The sequence below is a fragment of the Streptomyces sp. NA02950 genome (genome assembly GCF_013364155.1).
In the GTDB taxonomy this organism is placed as follows: domain Bacteria; phylum Actinomycetota; class Actinomycetes; order Streptomycetales; family Streptomycetaceae; genus Streptomyces.
In genome coordinates, this window is sequence record NZ_CP054916.1 from 6,700,389 (window position 1) to 6,719,292 (window position 18,904).

General features: G+C 71.6%; 14 protein-coding genes and 1 pseudogene. 7 read left to right on the top strand and 8 right to left on the bottom strand.

What is annotated here, in order from left to right; all coding sequences use genetic code 11:
- Nucleotides 1-21: 21 nt before the first annotated feature.
- Together HUT19_RS29435 and HUT19_RS29440 are read right to left on the bottom strand one after the other, a co-directional pair.
- Nucleotides 22-1,296: a hypothetical protein gene (locus tag HUT19_RS29435; RefSeq protein WP_176183337.1), complete on the bottom strand. Its 1,275-nt coding sequence runs from the start codon at nt 1,294-1,296 to the stop codon at nt 22-24.
- Nucleotides 1,293-2,396, bottom strand: coding sequence for a hypothetical protein (locus HUT19_RS29440; RefSeq protein WP_176183338.1), 1,104 nt, complete (start codon nt 2,394-2,396; stop codon nt 1,293-1,295). The genes HUT19_RS29435 and HUT19_RS29440 overlap by 4 nt, the downstream gene beginning before the upstream one ends.
- Nucleotides 2,397-2,500: 104 nt before the next feature.
- On the opposite strand from HUT19_RS29440, the gene HUT19_RS29445 reads away from it, so the two are divergent.
- Nucleotides 2,501-3,034, top strand: a complete 534-nt coding sequence (locus HUT19_RS29445) for a MepB family protein (protein ID WP_176183339.1) — start codon at nt 2,501-2,503, stop codon at nt 3,032-3,034.
- Here the strand turns inward: HUT19_RS29445 and HUT19_RS29450 are convergent.
- From HUT19_RS29450 to HUT19_RS29475, 6 genes and pseudogenes are all read right to left on the bottom strand, one after another.
- A complete protein-coding gene (locus tag HUT19_RS29450) occupies nt 3,019-3,684 on the bottom strand; it encodes a transcriptional regulator (protein ID WP_176183340.1) in 666 nt (221 codons plus the stop codon). The genes HUT19_RS29445 and HUT19_RS29450 overlap by 16 nt on opposite strands.
- Nucleotides 3,681-4,847: a threonine synthase gene (locus tag HUT19_RS29455; RefSeq protein WP_176187458.1), complete on the bottom strand. Its 1,167-nt coding sequence runs from the start codon at nt 4,845-4,847 to the stop codon at nt 3,681-3,683. Before HUT19_RS29455 ends, HUT19_RS29450 begins: the two co-directional genes overlap by 4 nt.
- A 108-nt stretch (nt 4,848-4,955) precedes the next feature.
- Nucleotides 4,956-5,807: pseudogene (locus HUT19_RS29460) on the bottom strand (HAD family hydrolase); the annotation flags it as partial.
- A 177-nt stretch (nt 5,808-5,984) separates the two neighbouring features.
- Nucleotides 5,985-6,866 carry a phosphatase PAP2 family protein gene (locus HUT19_RS29465; protein WP_176183341.1) on the bottom strand — a complete coding sequence of 294 codons (882 nt, stop codon included), beginning with the start codon at nt 6,864-6,866 and terminating at the stop codon, nt 5,985-5,987.
- A gap of 115 nt (nt 6,867-6,981) precedes the next feature.
- Nucleotides 6,982-8,034, bottom strand: coding sequence for a LacI family DNA-binding transcriptional regulator (locus HUT19_RS29470; RefSeq protein WP_176183342.1), 1,053 nt, complete (start codon nt 8,032-8,034; stop codon nt 6,982-6,984).
- A 25-nt stretch (nt 8,035-8,059) separates the two neighbouring features.
- Nucleotides 8,060-9,721: a glycoside hydrolase family 13 protein gene (locus HUT19_RS29475; protein ID WP_176183343.1), complete on the bottom strand. Its 1,662-nt coding sequence runs from the start codon at nt 9,719-9,721 to the stop codon at nt 8,060-8,062.
- A gap of 251 nt (nt 9,722-9,972) precedes the next feature.
- Here HUT19_RS29475 and HUT19_RS29480 point away from each other — a divergent pair, with 251 nt between their 5' ends.
- The 6 genes from HUT19_RS29480 (at nt 9,973) to pulA (ending at nt 18,895) form a co-directional block, all read left to right on the top strand.
- Complete coding sequence (locus tag HUT19_RS29480; protein WP_176183344.1) at nt 9,973-11,250, top strand: extracellular solute-binding protein; 1,278 nt, start codon at nt 9,973-9,975, stop codon at nt 11,248-11,250.
- Nucleotides 11,251-11,262: 12 nt separating this feature from the next.
- On the top strand, nt 11,263-12,276 hold the full coding sequence (locus HUT19_RS29485) for a carbohydrate ABC transporter permease (protein WP_176183345.1): 1,014 nt from the start codon (nt 11,263-11,265) through the stop codon (nt 12,274-12,276).
- Nucleotides 12,277-12,278: 2 nt separating this feature from the next.
- On the top strand, nt 12,279-13,109 hold the full coding sequence (locus HUT19_RS29490) for a sugar ABC transporter permease (protein WP_176183346.1): 831 nt from the start codon (nt 12,279-12,281) through the stop codon (nt 13,107-13,109).
- Between the two features lie 251 nt (nt 13,110-13,360).
- Nucleotides 13,361-14,968, top strand: a complete 1,608-nt coding sequence (locus HUT19_RS29495) for a glycoside hydrolase family 13 protein (protein ID WP_176183347.1) — start codon at nt 13,361-13,363, stop codon at nt 14,966-14,968.
- The gene (locus tag HUT19_RS29500; protein ID WP_176183348.1) at nt 14,956-15,999 is read left to right on the top strand and encodes a LacI family DNA-binding transcriptional regulator; all 1,044 of its coding nucleotides are present in this window, start codon (nt 14,956-14,958) and stop codon (nt 15,997-15,999) included. Before HUT19_RS29495 ends, HUT19_RS29500 begins: the two co-directional genes overlap by 13 nt.
- A 262-nt stretch (nt 16,000-16,261) precedes the next feature.
- Nucleotides 16,262-18,895, top strand: a complete 2,634-nt coding sequence (gene pulA / locus HUT19_RS29505; protein WP_176183349.1) for a pullulanase-type alpha-1,6-glucosidase — start codon at nt 16,262-16,264, stop codon at nt 18,893-18,895.
- Nucleotides 18,896-18,904 lie beyond the last annotated feature (9 nt).

The window sequence follows — 18,904 nt, forward strand, 5'->3', positions numbered from 1 at the left end:
CGGTCCCTCGGCGGGCCCGGGTCAGGCGGGCAGTTCGATCCGCAGCGGACCGCAGCCGACGCGGTCCGCCTCGGCCGCCGCGTAGCGGGGGAGCAGCCTACGGATGTCGCCGGGGTGCCGACTGTCGTCGGCGCGCACCAGGAAGGTGACCTCACCGGTCTGGCAGGCGGCCTGGAACAGTCCGAAGTCGTCGCGGACGAAGCCGTATCCGTCCCGGTCGCCGGGTGTTTTGATCGGCTTGCCGCCGTCGTAGGAGAGCTGCCGGTAGAGCACCGAGAGCCGGGGGTCCTGGACCGTCATCAGCCGCAGCGAGGGGTGGTCGAAGAGCACATCGCGGTCGCAGGTGCGCACCGGGCCGTCGCCCCGGGTGACCAGGGGGCGTTCGTGTTCGTAGGCTTCGTGACGGCCCTTGGGGAGGCTCAGCCCCTTGATGCCGCAGATCGCTCCGGGCTTCTCGTCCTGGAAGCGGGGCGGGTCCGGCATCCGGTCCACCGGATCGCCGAGGGTGCCCTCGCACCCTTCACCGGCCATGTAGTGGTTGACCAGCTTGACCGCGGTACGGGTGAGCCGGTCGCGTTCCCCGGCGCGCACCTGGTCCCGGTAGACCGTCCAGCCGGTGTCGATGTCGAACACGGTCGGCCCGTCGTCGTCGCCCGGTCTGCCGATGCAGCCGTCCGGGACCGCGAGCCAGGCGCGGGTGTCGGAGGCCATGCCCAGCAGCCCGCCGCCCATCGGGGTCAGCCGCGCGGACAGGAACTCGTCGGCCCACTGGTCCGCCGCGCCGCCGAAGCGGAGGTCGAGCCGATGGGCCTGGATCGTCACCCGGGCGCCGCGCGGGGACTTGAGGACGCAGGTGCCGGACGGGCCGCCCTCGCCGATGCCGTCCGTGGTGATGGGGGTGTCGGACGCGTCGATGTCCGTGTGGCCGTCGAACAGTTCGGCCACGTCGTCCGTGCCGAGCGCGCTCCAGCAGGCTCGGGACTCGTCCGTGAACGGGCCCGTCCCGGTCTGCCAGGCCACGCCGGTGGCGCCGAGCAGCGCCCCGGCCACGGCGGCGGCCAGCGCGGGCCGCCACCGGCCGCGGGTCAGCCGCCGCCAGTGCCACCAGGGCTGCCGCCGCTTGGGCAGCCACGAGGGAAGATCGGCCGCGGGCGCGGGCTCGGTCGCGTTTTCCGGCCGGGTCGCGTTCTGCGGGGCGCCGCCGTTCCGCGGTTCGGTGCCGCTCTCCGGCTCGTTGTCGTTCCGGTCGTTCCGGTCGCTGCTGTCGGTGTGCTCGGTGTGCTCGGAGTCGGTCATCGGTCGGAGCCTCCCGGCGCGACGGGCGCACAGCCGACGCGTTCGGTCACGGCGTCGGTGAAAGCGGTGAAGTACGGCGTGGTCTCGTGCAGGGACGGGGCGAGCATCAGCAGGATCATGGGCCGTCCCGCGCAGTCGGCCCGCACCACCTTGTAGCCGTCGGCGAAGACCCCGGTGCCGCGCCAGCCGCGGGCGGCCGCCTTGCTGCCCGTCGTACCGTCGAACAGCGCGGCGAGCCGTGGTGCGGAGACCATCAGGGCGTCGAAGACCCGGCCCTCGCCCCGGTCGTTGGTCCGCACCGAACAGGACTGGAGATCCCGGCCGACCGTGCCGACCTGATAGGCGAGGTCCATCGCCGTCTTGCGGTCGAACTCCAGGCCCCTGATCCGGCAGGCGCGGGTGAAGAAGGTCTCCCGCTCCTCGGGCAGGGTGAGCACCGGCGAGGTGGTGCGCAGCGGCTTCGCGGGGGCACAACCCGTCTTCGCCATCGCCCGGTTGGCGACGGAGACCATCAGCGCGGCCACCGAGCGCGAACCGCCGAGCCTCACTGTGCCCGGGTAGACGTGGCCGTCCTCGGAGCTGGTGGCGGTGGCGTCGAGGGTGATCGCGGTCGGCCGTCCGTCGCGGGTGTCGCAGCGCTCGGGCAGGACCAGCAGCCCGTGGTTGCCGTCGGTGGCGCCCGGCAGTCCGTCGGGCAGCGGGACCGCGCGGCCGCCGAGATAGTCGTTGATCCACTCCATGCGCCGTGCGGCACTCCGGGGCGCGGGGCCGTAGTCGACGATGACCCTGGTGTCCATCGAGTCGTCGGGGTCGTCGCCGACGTAGCCCGGGGCATGGATCGCCACGGTGCATCGGCCGGTGGTCCGCCGCGGGCCGAGCGCGGTCTCCTCGGCGGTACGGCTGCCCTTGCCGTCGGTGAACGCCTCGTCGCCGAGGAACTCCGGTCCGCTGTCCTCCTCCCAGGCGCCCCAGCAGTACCGGTCCTTGGCGTCGAACGGCCAGGTGTCCGTGGCCCAGGTGCCGAGCCCGGCGGCGGTCAGCGTGACGGCGACGACGCCCGCGACCACACGGCTGCGGCGTGCGCGCAGGACCCGCTTCATGTGCTCCCCGTTCCCCGTTCCCCCATGTGGCGGCCGATTTTAGCCACAGGCGCCGCGGCGCCCGGGGGGAGGGGTTGTCGGTGGCGGATGACATTCTGGCGCGCATGGGAACAGAGACGGCATGGCGCGGGCCGCTGCACAGCGATCTTCTCGCGGCGAAGGCGCTGGTGTACGACGTCTGCGGCTTCCCGTGCACGGAGCCGGTGCCGGAGCCGGAGAGCGCCGAGTACGCGGCGTACGCCTTCAGCGCGGACGGCTCAGCGCTGCGGTTCCGGGTGGCCAGGACCACCCCGACGAAAACCGGTCAGTTCGTCACCCTGTGGCAGCGGTCCGCGCGGGGGCCGATCCGGCCGTTCGACACCGCGGACCCGGTGGACCTCTTCGTCATCAGCTCCCACGAGGGCGACCGCTTCGGGCAGTTCGTCTTCTCGCCCGAGGTGCTGCGCGAACGGGGGATCGTCTCGACGGGCGGTGTTGGCGGCAAGCGGGGGTTCCGGGTCTATCCGCCGTGGGCCGACGCCACCAGCCGGCAGGCCCGTGCCACCCAGGCGTGGCAGGTGGCGCACTTCCTCGACATCCCCGCCGCCGGGCCGGTCGACACCGCCCGCGCCCGGGCGCTCTATCAGCCGCGCAGGTAGTTGTAGACGGTGGCCCGGGAGACCCCGAGCAGTTCGGTGACCACCTGGACGGAGTGCTTCATCTGGAGGAAGCCGCGCGCCCGCAGCGAGCGGACCAGCTCCTTTTTGGCGGGGGTGCCCAGGCTGCGCGGGGTCTGGCCGCGGGCGGCGGCGAACTCCTCGACGACGGTGCGCAGCTCGGCGGCGGTGCGGGCGCGGAGGGTCTCGGTGAGGGGCTGTTCCTGTTCCTCGGTGCGCACCAGGTTGGTGAGGCTGCGGGCGACGCTGGCGAACAGGGAGACATCGAGGTTGAGACAGATCGCGGCCACATAGCTGCCCGCGCTGTTCTTGATGCCGATCGAGGTGCTCTTGGCCGGGCGGCCGTCCGGGAAGCTGTTGGCGTAGTTCTGGACGATCCCGGGGAAGCCGGGGTCCTCGATCCGGGCGAGGCCCAGTTCGGTGGCCGGATCGCCGACCGAGCGGCCGGAGAGATTGCTCTCGATCGCGCGGATGGCCCGGTCCGGATGGCGCAGATCGTGCAGGACCACCTCGCACAGCCCGGGGAACATCCGGCCGAGGGCGACCACGATCTTCTCGGCCTCGCGCAGCAGCAGTTCGTCCTCGGCGGTCCCCTCCGGCCGCCGTTCCTCCGGCGGTTCGTCCGCGGTCATCGCGGTGCACCACCCTCCGGGGTGAAGAGCGCCGCCATCGTCGTGGCCGCCTTCAGCCCCGATCCCGTGAGCACCACGGCCGTGGTCTCCCCGGGGCGGATCGCGCCGCGTGCCCGGAAGATGTCGATCGCCGCGGCCGCGGTCGCGCTCGTGGGCTCGGCGTACAGGCCCATGGCGGCCAGCCGGCGGACGGCCGCGGCGATGGCGTCCTCGGGGACGGCGGCCATGTCGCCCCCCGAGCGGCGGATCGCGCGCAGCACCTCCGCGCGGCGGACCGGCTCCCGGATGGCCGTGCCCTCGGCGAGGGTCGGGGCGTGGTGGAACGGGACGGGCGTCTCGGTGCCCGCCGCGAAGCTCGCCTGGAGCGGGGCGCAGTGGGCGGGCTGGGCGACCAGCAGCCGGGGGCGGCGGCTGATCCCTCCCGACGCCAGAAGTTCGGAGAAGCCGAGGTCGCAGCCGAGGACGGTACTGCCCGCCCCGGCCACGGTCACCACGGCGTCGGGAGCGGTGAAGCCCAGGTCCTCCCACAGCTCGTAGGCAAGGGTTTTGACGCCCTGGAGGAAGAACGGGTGCCAGTTGTGGCTGGCGTAGTAGGTGTGCTCCGACTGGCGCAGCGCCTCGGCCGCGGTGGCGTCCCGGCCGCCCGGCACCACCTGGACCTCGGCGCCGTACGCCCGGCTCTGGAGGATCTTCGCCGGGGAGGTGCCCTCGGGGACGAGGATCCTGGCCCGGATCCCGGCCGCGGCGCAGTACGCCGACACCGACGAACCGCCGTTGCCGGAGCTGTCCTCGATGACCTCACGGACGCCGCGCTGGGCCAGCAGCGAGATCATCACGCTGGTGCCGCGGTCCTTGAAGCTGCCGGTGGGGCTGAACCACTCCAGTTTGAAGCGGACCCGATCCCCGCCCCAGTCCTTCTCCACCAGGGGGGTGCAGCCTTCTCCCAGTGACACCGGGGCGTCGAAGCGCACCGGGAGGGCCGCCCGGTAGCGCCACAGCGAACGGTCCCCGGTGTCCACCTGCTCGCGGGTGATACCGGGCAGCGCGGAGACGGTGAGGGGAGCGCCGTCGGCACCGCGCCAGCGCGGATCGTCGATGGGGTACGTGGCGCCGGAGCGCTCGTCGACGTAGTGGGGCCCGTTGCCATGGGATTCGACTCGCACTTTAGATATTTTGTTCAGATGTAGAACCCTCGTCAAGAGGTGTTCACGGCGGTTCAAGGGCGCCACGAGGGTGCCTCGAGAGCCCCTCAGGAACGGGCCGTCCTCGTCATGGCCGGGGGCCCGCTCATCGGCCACCGCGACCAGATCCGGATGGGCATTGCCCATCGCGACCCCGTGACCGGCCCACTTCAGCATCGGGATGTCGTTCGGCATATCGCCGAAGGCGATGGTGTCCGCGGGGGTGAACCCCATCCGGTCCGCGGCCAGTTGCAGCCCCACCGCCTTGTCGGTGCCCGCGGGCAGTACCTCGATCATGCCCTTCTCGGAGTGGGTCACCGCCACCTCGCCCCCGCCCATCCGCTCCGCGGTCGCCGCCACCAGCCCGTCCGGCAGCTCCCGGTGACGCATCAGCACCTTCTCGACCGGCCCGGACCACAGCTCCTCGCGGCCCGCGACCACCCCCCACCCGGGGCGTATCCGGTCGGCGAAGCGCGGGGTCACCACACAGCGGTTCTCGGGCGCGGCGGTGACCACCGCCAGCTCCAGCGGCCCCGCGCCCAGCTCCTCCTCCGTACGCTCCACCACCGAGCGGGCCAGCTCCCGGTCCAGCATCGCCGAGACCAGCAGCCGGTCCGCGGAGGCGTCGTACAGCTGCGCGCCCTGTCCGCACACCGCGAGCCCCCGGTAGCCGATCGCGACCAGGAACTCGCGGCAGGACGCGGCCGGGCGCCCGGTGACCACCAGATGCCGCGACCCGGAGCGCCGCGCCAGGGCGAGCGCGTCACGGGTGCGCGCCGAGACCGTCAGATCGCTGCGCAGCAGCGTCCCGTCCAGATCGGTGGCCACCAGCGGAAAGCGCGGCGGCGCGGGGCGCGGGCGGGGGAGTACGGGGGCCGCCCCGGAGGCGGCGGAGGCGGTGCCGGGCAGGGCGGCTGAAGCCGCTACGTCGGCGGTGTGCACGGTGCCGGTGGTCCCTTCGTCACGCTCATCGTGCTCGGTCCGCGGCGGTGCGCACGCCTCATCGAGCCTGTGAACTCGGTGGAGAACGGCACCAGAATGGCGGTCCGGAAAGAGACGATCAAGCCGTGCAGGCAGCGGCGGTCACACCGGGGGACGGCGCGGCCGGGACCGGACCCGTCAGGCCGTCCGCAGCTCGCCCTCGCGCTCAGCGGCCGCCACCCGCCGTCCGCTCACCTGCTTGGGCAGCCGGGCGGGCGTTGTGCCGTACCAGACGTAGGACAGCGAGAAGCCGATGGACAGACAGATGACACCGCCGACCGCGTCCATCCAGAAGTGGTTGGCCGTTGCCACGATCACCAGCAGGGTGACGGTCGGGTAGAGCAGCCCCAGCGCCTTCGCCCACACCGGCCGGGCCAGCGTGGCGATGGCGATCCCGCACCACAGCGACCAGCCGATGTGCATCGAGGGCATCGCCGCGTACTGGTTGGACATCGTGGCCAGGTTCCCCGAGGCCATCGACCCCCAGGTGTTGTGCGCCACCACGGTGTCGATGAAGTGGCCGCCGCTCATCAGCCGCGGCGGGGCCAGCGGGAAGAAGTAGTAGCCGAGCAGCGCCACGCCCGTGGTGGCGAACAGCACCAGCCGGATGGCGGCATAGCGGCCCGGGTGCCAGTGGTAGAGCCACACCAGCACACAGATCGTCACGATGAAGTGCAGCGTGGCGTAGTAGTAGTTCATGCCCACGATCAGCCAGCTGATCGAGTCGATCGCGTGGTTGACGCCGTGCTCGAAGGACATGCCGAGCCGGTGCTCCCACTCCCAGATCCAGCCCGCGTTGCGCAGCGCCTCGGTTTTCTGCTCCGGGACGGCGTTGCGGACGAGGGAGTACGTCCAGTAGCTGATGGCGATCAGGACGATCTCGAACCAGAGACGGGGTCTGCGGGGCGTGCGCAGCCGGGACATCAGCGTGGTGTGCCCCGCCGGGTAGGCACCGGTCGCCGCGATGGGTGGCGGGGTGGCCGTCCGGCCCTCCGGAGTCCTCACAGTCGCTTCACCCATAGGGCAACAGTCTGCCAGACGCGGCCCACCGGCAGATCATCACCGAAGCGGTTCCTCGTCGCATATGTACCAGTCCGGGGGGTCCTTCATGTGGCGTACGGCGCCATACGTCCGGCTATGTCGTCCGCTCGACGGCGCCGTTCCGTACGGGGTGGCCGTGGGCCGAGGCGGTCGAGCCGCGGACGACCAGCTCGGGCAGGAAGACGAACTCGCTGGGCGGGGCCGGAGTGCCGCCGATCTCCTCCAGCAGCGCCCGCACCGCCGCCTGCCCCATCGACTGCACCGGTTTGCGGATGGTGGTCAGCGGCGGATCGGTGAAGGCGATCAGCGGGGAGTCGTCGAAACCGACCACCGAGATGTCCTGAGGGACCCCCAGACCCCGCTGCCGGGCGGCCCGTATGGCGCCCAGCGCCATCATGTCGCTCGCGCACACCACCGCCGTACAGCCCCGGTCGATCAGCGCGGACGCCGCCGCCTGACCGCCCTCCAGGGTGAACAGCGAATGCTGGATCAGCTCCGCGGACTCCTCCGGCGAGACCCCCAGCCGGTCCCGCATGGCCTGCTGGAACCCCTCGATCTTGCGCAGCACGGGGACGAACCGCTTGGGCCCCAGCGCCAGCCCGATCCGGGTGTGGCCGAGCGAGACCAGATGGGTGACGGCCAGCAGCATCGCCGCCCGGTCGTCGGGGGAGATGAACGGCGCCCGCACCGCCGGTGCGTAACCGTCCACCAGGACGAAGGGAACACCCTGGCCGCGCAGCTGGTCGTAGCGCTGCATATCGGCCGAGGTGTCCGCGTGCAGCCCGGAGACGAAGATGATGCCGGCCACTCCGCGGTCCACCAGCATCTCGGTGAGCTCGTCCTCCGTCGAACCGCCGGGGGTCTGGGTGGCCAGCACCGGGGTGTAGCCCTGACGGGTCAGCGCCTGCCCGATCACCTGGGCGAGCGCGGGGAATATCGGGTTCTCCAGCTCGGGCGTGATCAGTCCCACCAGACCGGCGCTGCGTCGGCGCAGCCGCACCGGGCGCTCGTAGCCGAGGACGTCCAGGGCGGCGAGGACGGACTCACGGGTGGCCGCGGCCACCCCCGGCCTGCCATTGAGGACGCGGCTGACGGTGGCTTCGCTGACCCCCGCCTGGGCTGCGATGTCAGCGAGCCGTGCGGTCATGGGATTGGACTGTACCGGTCGCATGTCAGATTGCCCACCACGCGCAGCAGTCAGGAGGAATGCGCACCGTAGCGATGCGGTACGTGAGCGGCGCGGAGGACAGCAGCGCGCGTCCCGGAAGGGGAAGTTCGACCTCCTCCCCGAGGGTGTTCAGCGTGCACACGAACCCCGGGCGGGACAGCACCAGCACCCCCGCCGGGGCGGTGAGCCAGGTCATCCGGCCGTCGCCGAGGCCCGGCAGCTCCCGGCGCAGCGCGAGTGCCGAGCGGTACAGCTCCAGCGTAGAACCCGGGTCGCCGGTCTGCGCCTCGACCGAGAGCCCGGCCCACTCGGCGGGCTGCGGCAGCCAGCTGCCGCCGGGGCCGAAGCCGTAGCTGGTGCCCGAGCGGGACCAGGGCAGCGGCACCCGGCAGCCGTCGCGGAAGCCGTCCTGACCGTCCTGGCCGTCCTGTCCGTCGGCTGAGGTACGGAAGAACGCCGGGTCCTGGCGGCACTCGTCCGGCAGATCGACGACCTCCGGAAGGCCCAGCTCCTCGCCCTGGTAGAGATAGGCCGAACCGGGCAGTGCCAGGGTGAGCAGGGCCGCGGCACGGGCCCGGCGCAGCCCCTGGGCCGGGCCGCCGTCGGCGTAGCGGGTGGTGTGCCGGACCACGTCGTGGTTGGAGAGCACCCAGGTGGTGGGGGCGCCCACGGACGCGGTCGCGGCCAGCGACTCGTCGATCACCGTGCGCATCGCCTCGGCGTCCCAGGGGCACTTGAGGAACTGGAAGTTGAACGCCTGGTGCAGCTCGTCGGGGCGGACGTACAGCGCCAGCCGCTCGGCGCTGGGCGCCCATGCCTCGGCCACACCGATCCGGTCACCGGGGTAGGAGTCCAGCAGCCGCCGCCAGGAGCGGTGGATCTCATGCACCCCGTCCTGGTCGAAGAACGGCAGCACCTGGGAGCCGATCAGCTTGGCCTGTTCGGTGCGGCCGATATCGGGCATCCCGGCCGCCTTGACCATGCCGTGGGCGACATCGATGCGGAAGCCGTCCACCCCCAGGTCCAGCCAGAAGCGCAGCACCGAGTCGAACTCCTGGTGCACGTCCGGACAGTCCCAGTTGAGGTCGGGCTGCTCGGGGGCGAAGAGGTGGAGGTACCACTCGCCCGGGGTGCCGTCCGGACCGGTGGTACGGGTCCAGGCGGGGCCGCCGAAGACCGACTCCCAGTCGTTGGGCGGCAGTTGGCCGTCCGCGCCCCGGCCGCGCCGGAAGTGGTAGCGATCCCGGGCCGCTCCCCCGGGCCGGTCGGCGAGCGCGGCGCGGAACCAGGGGTGGCGGTCCGAGGTGTGGTTCGGCACCACGTCCACGATCACTCTCAGCCCCAGTTCATGGGCGGTGCGCACCAGGTCGTCCGCGTCGGCGAGGGTGCCGAAGAGGGGATCGACCACGCGGTAGTCCGCGACGTCATAGCCGCCGTCGGCCTGCGGGGAGGCGTAGAAGGGGGTCAGCCAGACGGCGTCCGCGCCCAGCCGGGCCAGATGCGGCAGCCGCTCGCGGGCCCCGCGCAGATCACCGATGCCGTCGCCGTCGCTGTCGGCGAAGGACCGCACATACACCTGGTAGATGACGGCGTCGCGCCACCAGCCGGGCCCCCCGGACGGTCGTGCGGCGTCGGCCTGGAGGGAGGTCGTGAGCTCCTGGGTCATGCGGCGAAAGTAACAGCTCTGCAATGCCTTGCGGAAGAGATTGCAGGGGGTGGCGGGTGCCCGGTGGCGCGCTCCGGCGCATGTCCGCCGCGCTCATGGGGCCCGGGCGAGCATCGGCAGGACACACGGACGTAACGAATCCGGATGCCTTGCAGAAAATTCCCGCAAGGTCTTTCGAGTTTCTTGCAGCCCTGTTACGTTCCTCGGCAACCCGGGGCCGCGACGACGCGGCCGGTCTTGGAGGAATTCAGATGCGACGTGGCATAGCGGCCACTGCGCTCGTCGCGGCCATGGCGCTCGCGGCGACCGCATGCGGCGGTGACGACGGTGACAACGGCGGCGGCAAGCCGGGCGGCAAGCTCTCCGGCACCGTGACCTACTGGGACACTTCGAACGACGCCGAGAAGGGCACCTACAAGAAGCTCGCCCTCGGCTTCGAGAAGGAGCACCCCGGCGTCAAGGTCAACTACGTCAACGTGCCCTTCGGCGAGGCCCTGGCCAAGTTCAAGAACGCCGCGGGCTCCGGTGGCTCCGGCGCCCCCGACGTGCTGCGCACCGAGGTCGCCTGGACCCATGACCTGGCGAACATCGGCTATCTCGCCCCGCTGGACGGCACCGCCGCCCTCGCAGGCGAGTCCGACTATCTGCCCAAGGCCGCCGCGGGGACGAGGTTCAAGGGCAAGACCTACGCGGTGCCGCAGGTCATCGACACCCTCGGCCTCTTCTACAACAAGAAGATGCTCAAGGACGCCGGGGTCGAGCCGCCCAAGAGCTGGACCGAGCTCAAGGCCGCCGCCAAGAAGATCAAGAAGAAGACCGGCAAGACCGGTCTGTATCTGCGCGGCGACGACGCCTACTGGTACCTGCCCTTCCTCTACGGCGAGGGCGGCGATCTGCTCGACACCAAGGCCAAGAAGGTCACCGTCGACGACAAGCCCGGCGTGAAGGCGTTCGCCGCCGCCCGGGACCTGGTCACCTCGGGAGCGGCGGAGACCGACGCCACCGACGGCTGGGACAACATGCAGAACGCCATCAAGAACGGCGACGTCGCGATGACGATCAACGGGCCGTGGGCGATCGAGGACACCCTCGCGGGCAAGGCCTTCAAGGACAAGTCCAACCTCGGCGTGGTCCCGGTCCCGGCCGGCAGCAGCGGTCAGGGCGCCCCGCAGGGCGGCCAGAACCTCACCGTCTACGCGGGCTCCAAGAACCTGGACGCCTCCTACGCCTTCGCCACGTACATGAGCTCGGCCGAGGTGCAGGCCAGGACCACCGAGGAACTGAGCCTGCTGCCCACCCGTACCTCCGTCTACCGGAACAAGACGGTCGCGGCGAACGCCAATGTGAAGTTCTTCAAGGACGCCGTCGACAAGGCCGTCGAGCGCCCCTGGATCCCCGAGGGCAACAGCCTCTTCCAGGCGATCCTGGTGCAGTTCCCCAACGTCCTGACCGGCAAGACCTCCCCCGAGAAGGCGGCGGACTCCGTCGGCGACGCCTACCGCAAGCTCCTCAAGGGCGACTGGAAGTAAGGACCGGCAACGATGGCTGTCGACACCAGCCGGTCGGTGAATCCGGCCGCGGGCGCCAAGAGCACCCGCGGCCGGGTCCGCAGGACCGGGGACAAACCGCCCGGCCGGATCCGTTCCGTACTGACCAGGCACTGGTACGCCTGGGCCATGGTCGCGCCCGTCGTGATCGTCATCGGGCTGATCATCGGCTATCCCCTGGTCCGCGGCGTCTATCTGTCGCTGACCGACGCCAACGAGGCCAATGTCGAGCGCACCATCGGGGTCAACCACATCCCCGCCACCTACGAGAACGTCGGGCTCGACAACTTCAAGGCCATCCTGGAGGACCCGGTCTTCTGGGACCGGCTGAGCTGGACGGCCACCTGGACCGTCTCCTGTGTCGCCGTCACCTTCGTGCTCGGCCTCGGCCTCGCCGTGCTGCTCAACCGCCGGTTCGCGGGCCGCGCCGTCTACCGGTCGCTGCTGATCCTGCCCTGGGCGGTGCCCGCCTTCGTCTCCGTCTTCGCCTGGCGACTGCTCTACAACGAGAAGAACGGCATCCTCAACAAGGTGCTGGAGGGTGGCGGCATCGACGGGGTGCCGTGGCTGAACGACCCCACCATGGCCAAGATCTCGGTGATCGCCGTGAACATCTGGCTCGGGGTGCCGTTCATGCTGGTCGCCCTGCTCGGCGGACTCCAGTCCATCCCCGGTGAGCTCTACGAGGCCGCCGAGATGGACGGCGCGAGCCCCTGGCAGCGGTTCCGCCACATCACCCTGCCCGGGCTGCGGTCGGTCAGCTCCACCGTGGTCCTGCTGTCGACCATCTGGACGTTCAACATGTTCGCGGTGATCTACCTGCTCACCCGCGGCGGGCCCGGGGACAGCACCGAGATCCTCGTGACGTACGCCTACCGGCTCTCGTTCGTCAACAGCCCCCGTGACTTCGCGGGCGCCTCCGCCTGGGGCGTGCTGATCCTGATCATCCTCATGCTCTTCGCGGTGGTCTACCGCCGTTCGCTCCGCAAGCAGGGAGAGGTCTGGTAGCCATGCGCGACCGACGCCGCAGCCCGCTCGCCTCCGTCGGGCTGCACACCACCTTGGGTCTCGCTTCCGCCGTGGCGGTCTTCCCGCCGCTGTGGCTGCTGGTGACCTCGTTCAAGCCGAAGAGCGAGGCGTTCAGCACCGATGTGGTGAAGAACCCCACCCTCGCCAACTACGACCACGTCCTGAACGACACCGAGTTCCTGACCTGGTTCGGCAACTCGCTGTTCATCGTCGTCTTCACCACGATCCTGGGCGTCTTCGTCGCGGCCACCACCGGCTACGCCGTCAGCCGCTTCCGGTTCCCCGGAATGCGCCCGCTGATGTGGCTGCTGCTGATCACCCAGATGTTCCCGGTGGCCATCCTCATCGTGCCGCTGTACAACATCATGTCGACGCTGGGCTGGCTCAACCAGCCGATCTCGCTGATCGTCACCTATCTCACCGTGGCCGTGCCGTTCTGCGCCTGGATGATGAAGGGCTTCTTCGACACCATCCCGGTGGAGATCGACGAATCGGGCCGGGTCGACGGCCTCAACCCCTTCGGCACCTTCTGGCGGCTGGTCGTCCCGCTGGCCAAGCCCGGCCTCGCGGTCACCGCCTTCTACACCTTCATCACCGCCTGGGCCGAAGTCGCCTACGCCTCCGCCTTCATGACGGGCGAGAAGAACCTCACGCTCGCCGCGGGGCTCCAGACCTTCGTCAACCAGTACACCTCGGACTGGGGCTCGATGACCGCCGCCGCCGTCATGATCGCCATCCCGGCCGCCCTGGTGTTCTCGTGGGCCCAGCGCCATCTGGTGGCGGGTCTGACCGCCGGTGCCACCAAGTCCTGACCCCGCGGCGACCCCGCCGGCCAACCGACGCCTCCGATGAATCCAAGGACGACATGACGCAGTACCTCGCCGACCCCTCGCCTGATCCTTCGGGCTCGGTTCGCCTCCGGGCGCTTTCATCCGGTGTCGACGGTCGACCGTGCTCGGCCCCTCGTCCCCCGGCGCCTCCGCGCGCTCTCCCTCTCGACACCGGAGCGCCCTTCGGCTCACTCGCCGGAGGCGGGGATGCCCCGGCCTGGTGGCGGGACGCGGTGATCTACCAGGTCTATCCGCGGAGCTTCGCCGACGGCAACGGCGACGGCATGGGCGACCTCGACGGCATCCGCGCCCGGCTGCCCTATCTGAAGGAGCTGGGCGTGGACGCCGTCTGGCTCAGCCCCTTCTACGCCTCCCCGCAGGCCGACGCCGGATACGACGTCGCCGACTACCGGGCCATCGACCCCATGTTCGGCACCCTGCACGACGCCGACGCGGTGATCCGCGACGCCCACGCGCTGGGGCTGCGCATCATCGTCGACCTGGTCCCCAACCACTGCTCCGACCAGCACCCGTGGTTCCGCCGGGCGCGGGAGGAGGGTCCCGGCTCACCGCTGCGCGAACGGTTCCACTTCCGCCCCGGCCGGGGCACGGACGGCGAACTGCCGCCCAACGACTGGGAGTCGGTCTTCGGCGGGCCCGCCTGGACCCGCACCGAGAACCCCGACGGCACCCCGGGCGAGTGGTATCTGCACCTCTTCGCACCCGAGCAGCCCGACTTCAACTGGGACCACCCCGCCGTCCAGGACGAGTTCCGCTCGGTGCTGCGCTTCTGGCTCGACCTCGGCGTCGACGGCTTCCGTATCGATGTGGCCCACGGTCTGGTCAAGGCGGCCGGACTGCCCGACCTCGGCCGCGCCGAACAGCTGAAGCTGCTGGGCAGCGATGTGCTGCCGTTCTTCGACCAGGACGGGGTGCACACCATCTACCGCAGCTGGCGCACCGTCCTCGAGGAGTACCCCGGTGAGCGCATCGGGGTCGCCGAGGCATGGGCCCCCACCCCCGAGCGCACCGCGCTGTACGTCCGCCCCGACGAGCTGCACCAGGCGTTCAACTTCCACTTCCTGGGGGCCGACTGGGACGCGGCGCGGATGCGTGCCGTCATCGACGACTCCCTGGCCGCGATGCGGCCGGTCGGCGCCCCCACCACCTGGGTGCTCTCCAACCACGACGTGGTCCGGCACGCCACCCGCTACGCCGACGGCGACCCCGACCGCGGTCTGCGCCGGGCCCGGGCCGCGACCCTGCTGATGCTGGCGCTGCCCGGCTCCGCCTATCTCTACCAGGGCGAGGAACTGGGGCTTCCGGAGGTCACCGAACTGCCCGACGAGGCCCGCCAGGACCCCGCGTTCCTCCGCACCTCCGCCGACGGACAGGCCGGTCAGGACGGGCTGCGGGACGGCTGCCGGGTGCCGATCCCGTGGTCGGGCACCCAGGCCCCGTACGGCTTCGGCCCCCGCGCGGGCGGCCCGAGCTGGCTGCCCCAGCCCGACAGCTGGGCCGCGCTCAGCGTCGAGGCCCAGACCGGACGGCCGGGGTCCACGCTGGAGCTGTACCGCGAGGCGCTCGCCGCCCGCCGGGCCCATCCGGCGCTCGGCGCGGGGGAGTCGGTGGAGTGGCTGACGGCGCCTGACGGGGTGCTGGCCTTCCGTCGCCGGGCGCACGGCGGCGGACAGGACTTGGTCTGCACGGTCAACACCACCGGCGAGCCGGTCACGCTTCCGGCCCCGGGCCGGGCGCTGCTGTCCAGCGACGGGGAACCGCCGTGCGCCGAGGTTGAGTTCACCCTGTCCGCCGACACGGCCGTCTGGTGGGCGGTGTGAGCGCACCCCTGCCGCCGCGGCTCGCCGACATCGCCGTCCAGGCACAGGTCAGCGAGGCCACCGTCAGCCGGGTGCTCAACGGCAGGACGGGGGTCGCGGACGCCACCCGGCAGCGGGTGCTCGCCGCCCTCGACGTCCTCGGCTACGAGCGCCCGGTACGGCTGCGGCGGCGCAGCGCCGGACTGGTGGGCCTGGTGATCCCGGAGCTCATCAACCCGGTCTTCCCCGCCTTCGCGCAGGTCATCGAACAGGTGCTGGCCGGACACGGCTACACCCCGGTCCTGTGCACCCAGATGCCCGGCGGCGCCACCGAGGACGAGCTGGTGGAGCAGCTGGAGGAGCGTGATGTGGTCGGCATCGTCTTCATGTCCGGGCAGCACTCCGACACCACCGCCGATCCGGCCACCTATCTGCGACTGGCCGAGCGCCGGGTGCCGTTCGTGCTCATCAACGGCTACCACGAGAGCATCCGGGCGCCGTTCGTGTCCCCCGACGACCGGGCGGCGGCACGGATGGCCGTACGCCACCTCGCCGCGCTCGGCCATGAGCGGATCGGGCTCGCGGTCGGGCCCGCCCGGTACGTTCCGGCGCGGCGCAAGGTCGAGGGGTTCACGGCGGCCATGGGCGAGATCTTCGGCCGTTCGCCCGCGGAGGCCGGGGAGTCGGTCCGGCACACCCTGTTCAGCGTCGAGGGCGGACAGGTGGCCGCGTCCGCCCTGCTGGACCAGGGCTGTACGGGCGTGGTGTGCGGCAGCGACCTGATGGCGCTGGGGGTGATCCGAGAGGCGTCCCGGCGGGGTCTGACGGTGCCGCGGGATGTGTCGGTGGTCGGCTTCGACGACTCCCCGCTGATCGCCTTCACCGATCCGCCGCTGACCACGGTCCGTCAGCCGGTGCAGGCGATGGCCACGGCGGCGGTGGGCGCGCTGCTGGAGGAGATCGCCGGAAATCCGGTGCAGCGCACCGAGTTCGTGTTCCAGCCCGACCTGGTGGTGCGCGGCTCCACCGCGCGGGTCCGCCGGGACGGATGACCGTGGGGGGACCACCGGGAGACCGCCGGGGGACCACAAGGGGGGAGTGACCGGCCCGACCGGCCGGGCGCGTGGGGCCCGCGTACGGGCCCCCGGCCGGCCGGACCGGAGACGTGCTTGAACGTAACACCGCCGCAATCGCTTGCGAAAGGTCTTGCAACCAGGAATCGTCCGCGCCCCGGTGAGACACCCACCCCCAACGCGGTGCGGGGCCAGTCGATTTCCGCGACCGCGAACGTCACCGCGAAGGAGTCCCCACCCCGTGAACCCCACCCTCCGCCGCACCGCCGCCGCACTCGCCGCCCTGGCGCTGTGCACGGCGGCCGCCCCCGCGGCGCGGCAGCAGACCGCCGCTGCCGCCGCCGCGCCACCCACCGCCGAGGCCCAGTGGATCGACCGTTCCACCGTGGTGTGGAAGGTCGAGGCCGGTGGCTCCACCGCCGAGGAGCTGCGCTCCTCGCGCGGCGGGGCACTGCGGCTGTCCCCGACCTCGCTGACCGGCGCCCAGAAGGCCGCCTACCCCCATCTCGCGTCCTTCCCCGCCTTCGCCGTCGACCCGCGTGACCGCGACAAGGCCGCCACCGCCCTGCGAGGCCATGTCACCGCCGTCCAGCGGGCCATCGGCGGCCACCGCGTACTGCACCGCACCGATGTGCAGATCCCCGGAGTGCTGGACGACCTGTACGCCCCCGCCGCCCGCCGCGCACACCTCGGCCCGGTCTTCCACGGCGGCCGCCCCACCCTCTCGGTCTGGGCGCCGACCGCCGAGAGCGTGGCGCTGGACCTCGACGGGCGCACCGTCCCGATGCGCCGGGACACCGCCAGCGGGGTGTGGCGCGTGACCGGCAGTGCCGCCTGGCGGGACAAGCCCTACCGCTACCGGGTCCGGGTCTGGGCGCCCACTGTCCGACACGTCGTCACCAACACGGTGACCGACCCCTACGCCACCGCCCTGACCGCCGACTCCCGCCACAGCCTGGTCACCGATCTGGCCGACCCGAAGCTGGCCCCGGCCGGATGGGGGTCGTTCAGGAAGCCGAAGGCGGTCCCCGAGCGTGACGCCCGGATCGAGGAACTGCACATCCGCGACTTCTCCGTCGCGGACCGCACCAGCGACCACCCCGGCCAGTACCTCGCCTTCACCGACCGGCGCTCGGACGGCATGACGCACCTGAGGCAGCTGGCCCGCGCCGGTACCTCCTACGTCCACCTTCTCCCCGCGTTCGACTTCGGCACCGTCCCCGAGCGCCGCTCCGACCAAGCCGAGCCCGGCTGCGAACTGGCCGCCCTGCCCGCCGACTCCGAGCGGCAGCAGTCCTGTGTGGGTGAGACGGCCGCCAAGGACGGCTTCAACTGGGGCTACGACCCGCTGCACTACACCGTGCCGGAGGGCTCGTACGCCACCGACCCCGACGGCCCGGCCCGCACCCGCGAGTTCCGGCGGATGGTGCAGGGGCTGAACCGCACCGGGCTGCGCACCGTCATGGACGTCGTCTACAACCACACCGTGGCCTCCGGACAGGACCCCGGGTCCGTGCTCGACCGGATCGTGCCCGGCTACTACCACCGGCTGCTCGACGACGGCACCGTCGCCACCTCCACCTGCTGCGCCAACACCGCGCCCGAACACGCGATGATGGGCAAGCTGGTGGTGGACTCCGTGGTCACCTGGGCCAGGCAGTACAAGGTCGACGGCTTCCGCTTCGACCTCATGGGCCACCACCCCAAGGCCAACATCCTCGCCGTCCGCAAGGCCCTCGACGCCCTCACCCCCGCCAAGGACGGGGTGGACGGCAAGGCGATCCTGCTCTACGGCGAGGGCTGGAACTTCGGCGAGGTGGCGAACGACGCCCGCTTCGTCCAGGCCACCCAGCGGAACATGGCGGGCACCGGAATCGCCACCTTCAGCGACCGGGCTCGGGACGCGGTGCGCGGCGGCGGGCCCTTCGACGAGGACCCGCGGGTGCAGGGCTTCGCCTCCGGTCTGTTCACCGACCCCAACTCCTCCCCGGCCAACGGCACCCCGGACGAACAGCGGTCCCGGCTGCTGCACGGCCAGGACCTGATCAAGGTCGGACTCTCGGGCAATCTCGCGGACTTCACCTTCACCGACACCACCGGCCGCCGCGTCAAGGGCTCCGAGGTCGACTACAACGGCTCACCGGCCGGTTATGCCGCGGCCCCCGGCGACGCCCTCGCCTACGCCGACGCCCACGACAACGAAACCCTCTACGACGCGCTCACCTACAAGCTCCCCGCGCGCACCCCGGCCGCCGACCGGGCCCGGATGCAGGTGGTGGCACTGGCCACCGCCACCCTCTCCCAGGGCCCGGCGCTCAGCCAGGCCGGAACCGACCGGCTGCGCTCCAAGTCCCTGGACCGCAACTCCTTCGACAGCGGTGACTGGTTCAACGCGCTGCACTGGCGGTGCGCGGACGGCAACGGGTTCGGCCGCGGACTGCCCCCGGCGGCCGACAACAAGGCCAAGTGGCCCTATGCCAAGCCCCTGCTGACCAACCCGGCGGCCCGCCCCGGCTGCACCGAGATCACCTCGGCCTCCGCCGCCTACCGGGACCTGCTGCGGATCCGCACCACCGAGAAGGCGTTCAGCCAGGCCACGGCCGCCGGTGTGCAGCGGGCGCTGTCCTTCCCGCTGTCCGGGACGAAGGAGACGCCGGGCGTCATCACCATGCGGCTCGGCGATCTGGTGGTGGTCTTCAACGCCACCCCGGACCGGCAGACTCAAGCCGTCGCGGAACTCGCCGGGACGCCGTACGCACTGCATCCGGTGCAGGCGCACGGCGCGGACAGCACGGTCAGGACGTCCTCGTACGAGCGGTCATCGGGCACCTTCGGCGTCCCGGGCCGGACGGTCGCGGTCTTCGCCCGGCCGTAGCGGGCCCAT

Excerpts from the sequence above, each read along its gene's own strand:
- HUT19_RS29475 (WP_176183343.1), bottom strand. The coding sequence starts at position 9,721 with ATGACCCAGGAGCTCACGACCTCCCTCCAGGCCGACGCCGCACGACCG.
- HUT19_RS29485 (WP_176183345.1), top strand. The coding sequence starts at position 11,263 with ATGGCTGTCGACACCAGCCGGTCGGTGAATCCGGCCGCGGGCGCCAAG.
- HUT19_RS29480 (WP_176183344.1), top strand. The coding sequence starts at position 9,973 with ATGCGACGTGGCATAGCGGCCACTGCGCTCGTCGCGGCCATGGCGCTC.
- HUT19_RS29440 (WP_176183338.1), bottom strand. The coding sequence starts at position 2,396 with ATGAAGCGGGTCCTGCGCGCACGCCGCAGCCGTGTGGTCGCGGGCGTC.
- HUT19_RS29435 (WP_176183337.1), bottom strand. The coding sequence starts at position 1,296 with ATGACCGACTCCGAGCACACCGAGCACACCGACAGCAGCGACCGGAAC.
- HUT19_RS29465 (WP_176183341.1), bottom strand. The coding sequence starts at position 6,866 with ATGGGTGAAGCGACTGTGAGGACTCCGGAGGGCCGGACGGCCACCCCG.
- HUT19_RS29490 (WP_176183346.1), top strand. The coding sequence starts at position 12,279 with ATGCGCGACCGACGCCGCAGCCCGCTCGCCTCCGTCGGGCTGCACACC.
- HUT19_RS29450 (WP_176183340.1), bottom strand. The coding sequence starts at position 3,684 with ATGACCGCGGACGAACCGCCGGAGGAACGGCGGCCGGAGGGGACCGCC.
- HUT19_RS29445 (WP_176183339.1), top strand. The coding sequence starts at position 2,501 with ATGGGAACAGAGACGGCATGGCGCGGGCCGCTGCACAGCGATCTTCTC.
- HUT19_RS29470 (WP_176183342.1), bottom strand. The coding sequence starts at position 8,034 with ATGACCGCACGGCTCGCTGACATCGCAGCCCAGGCGGGGGTCAGCGAA.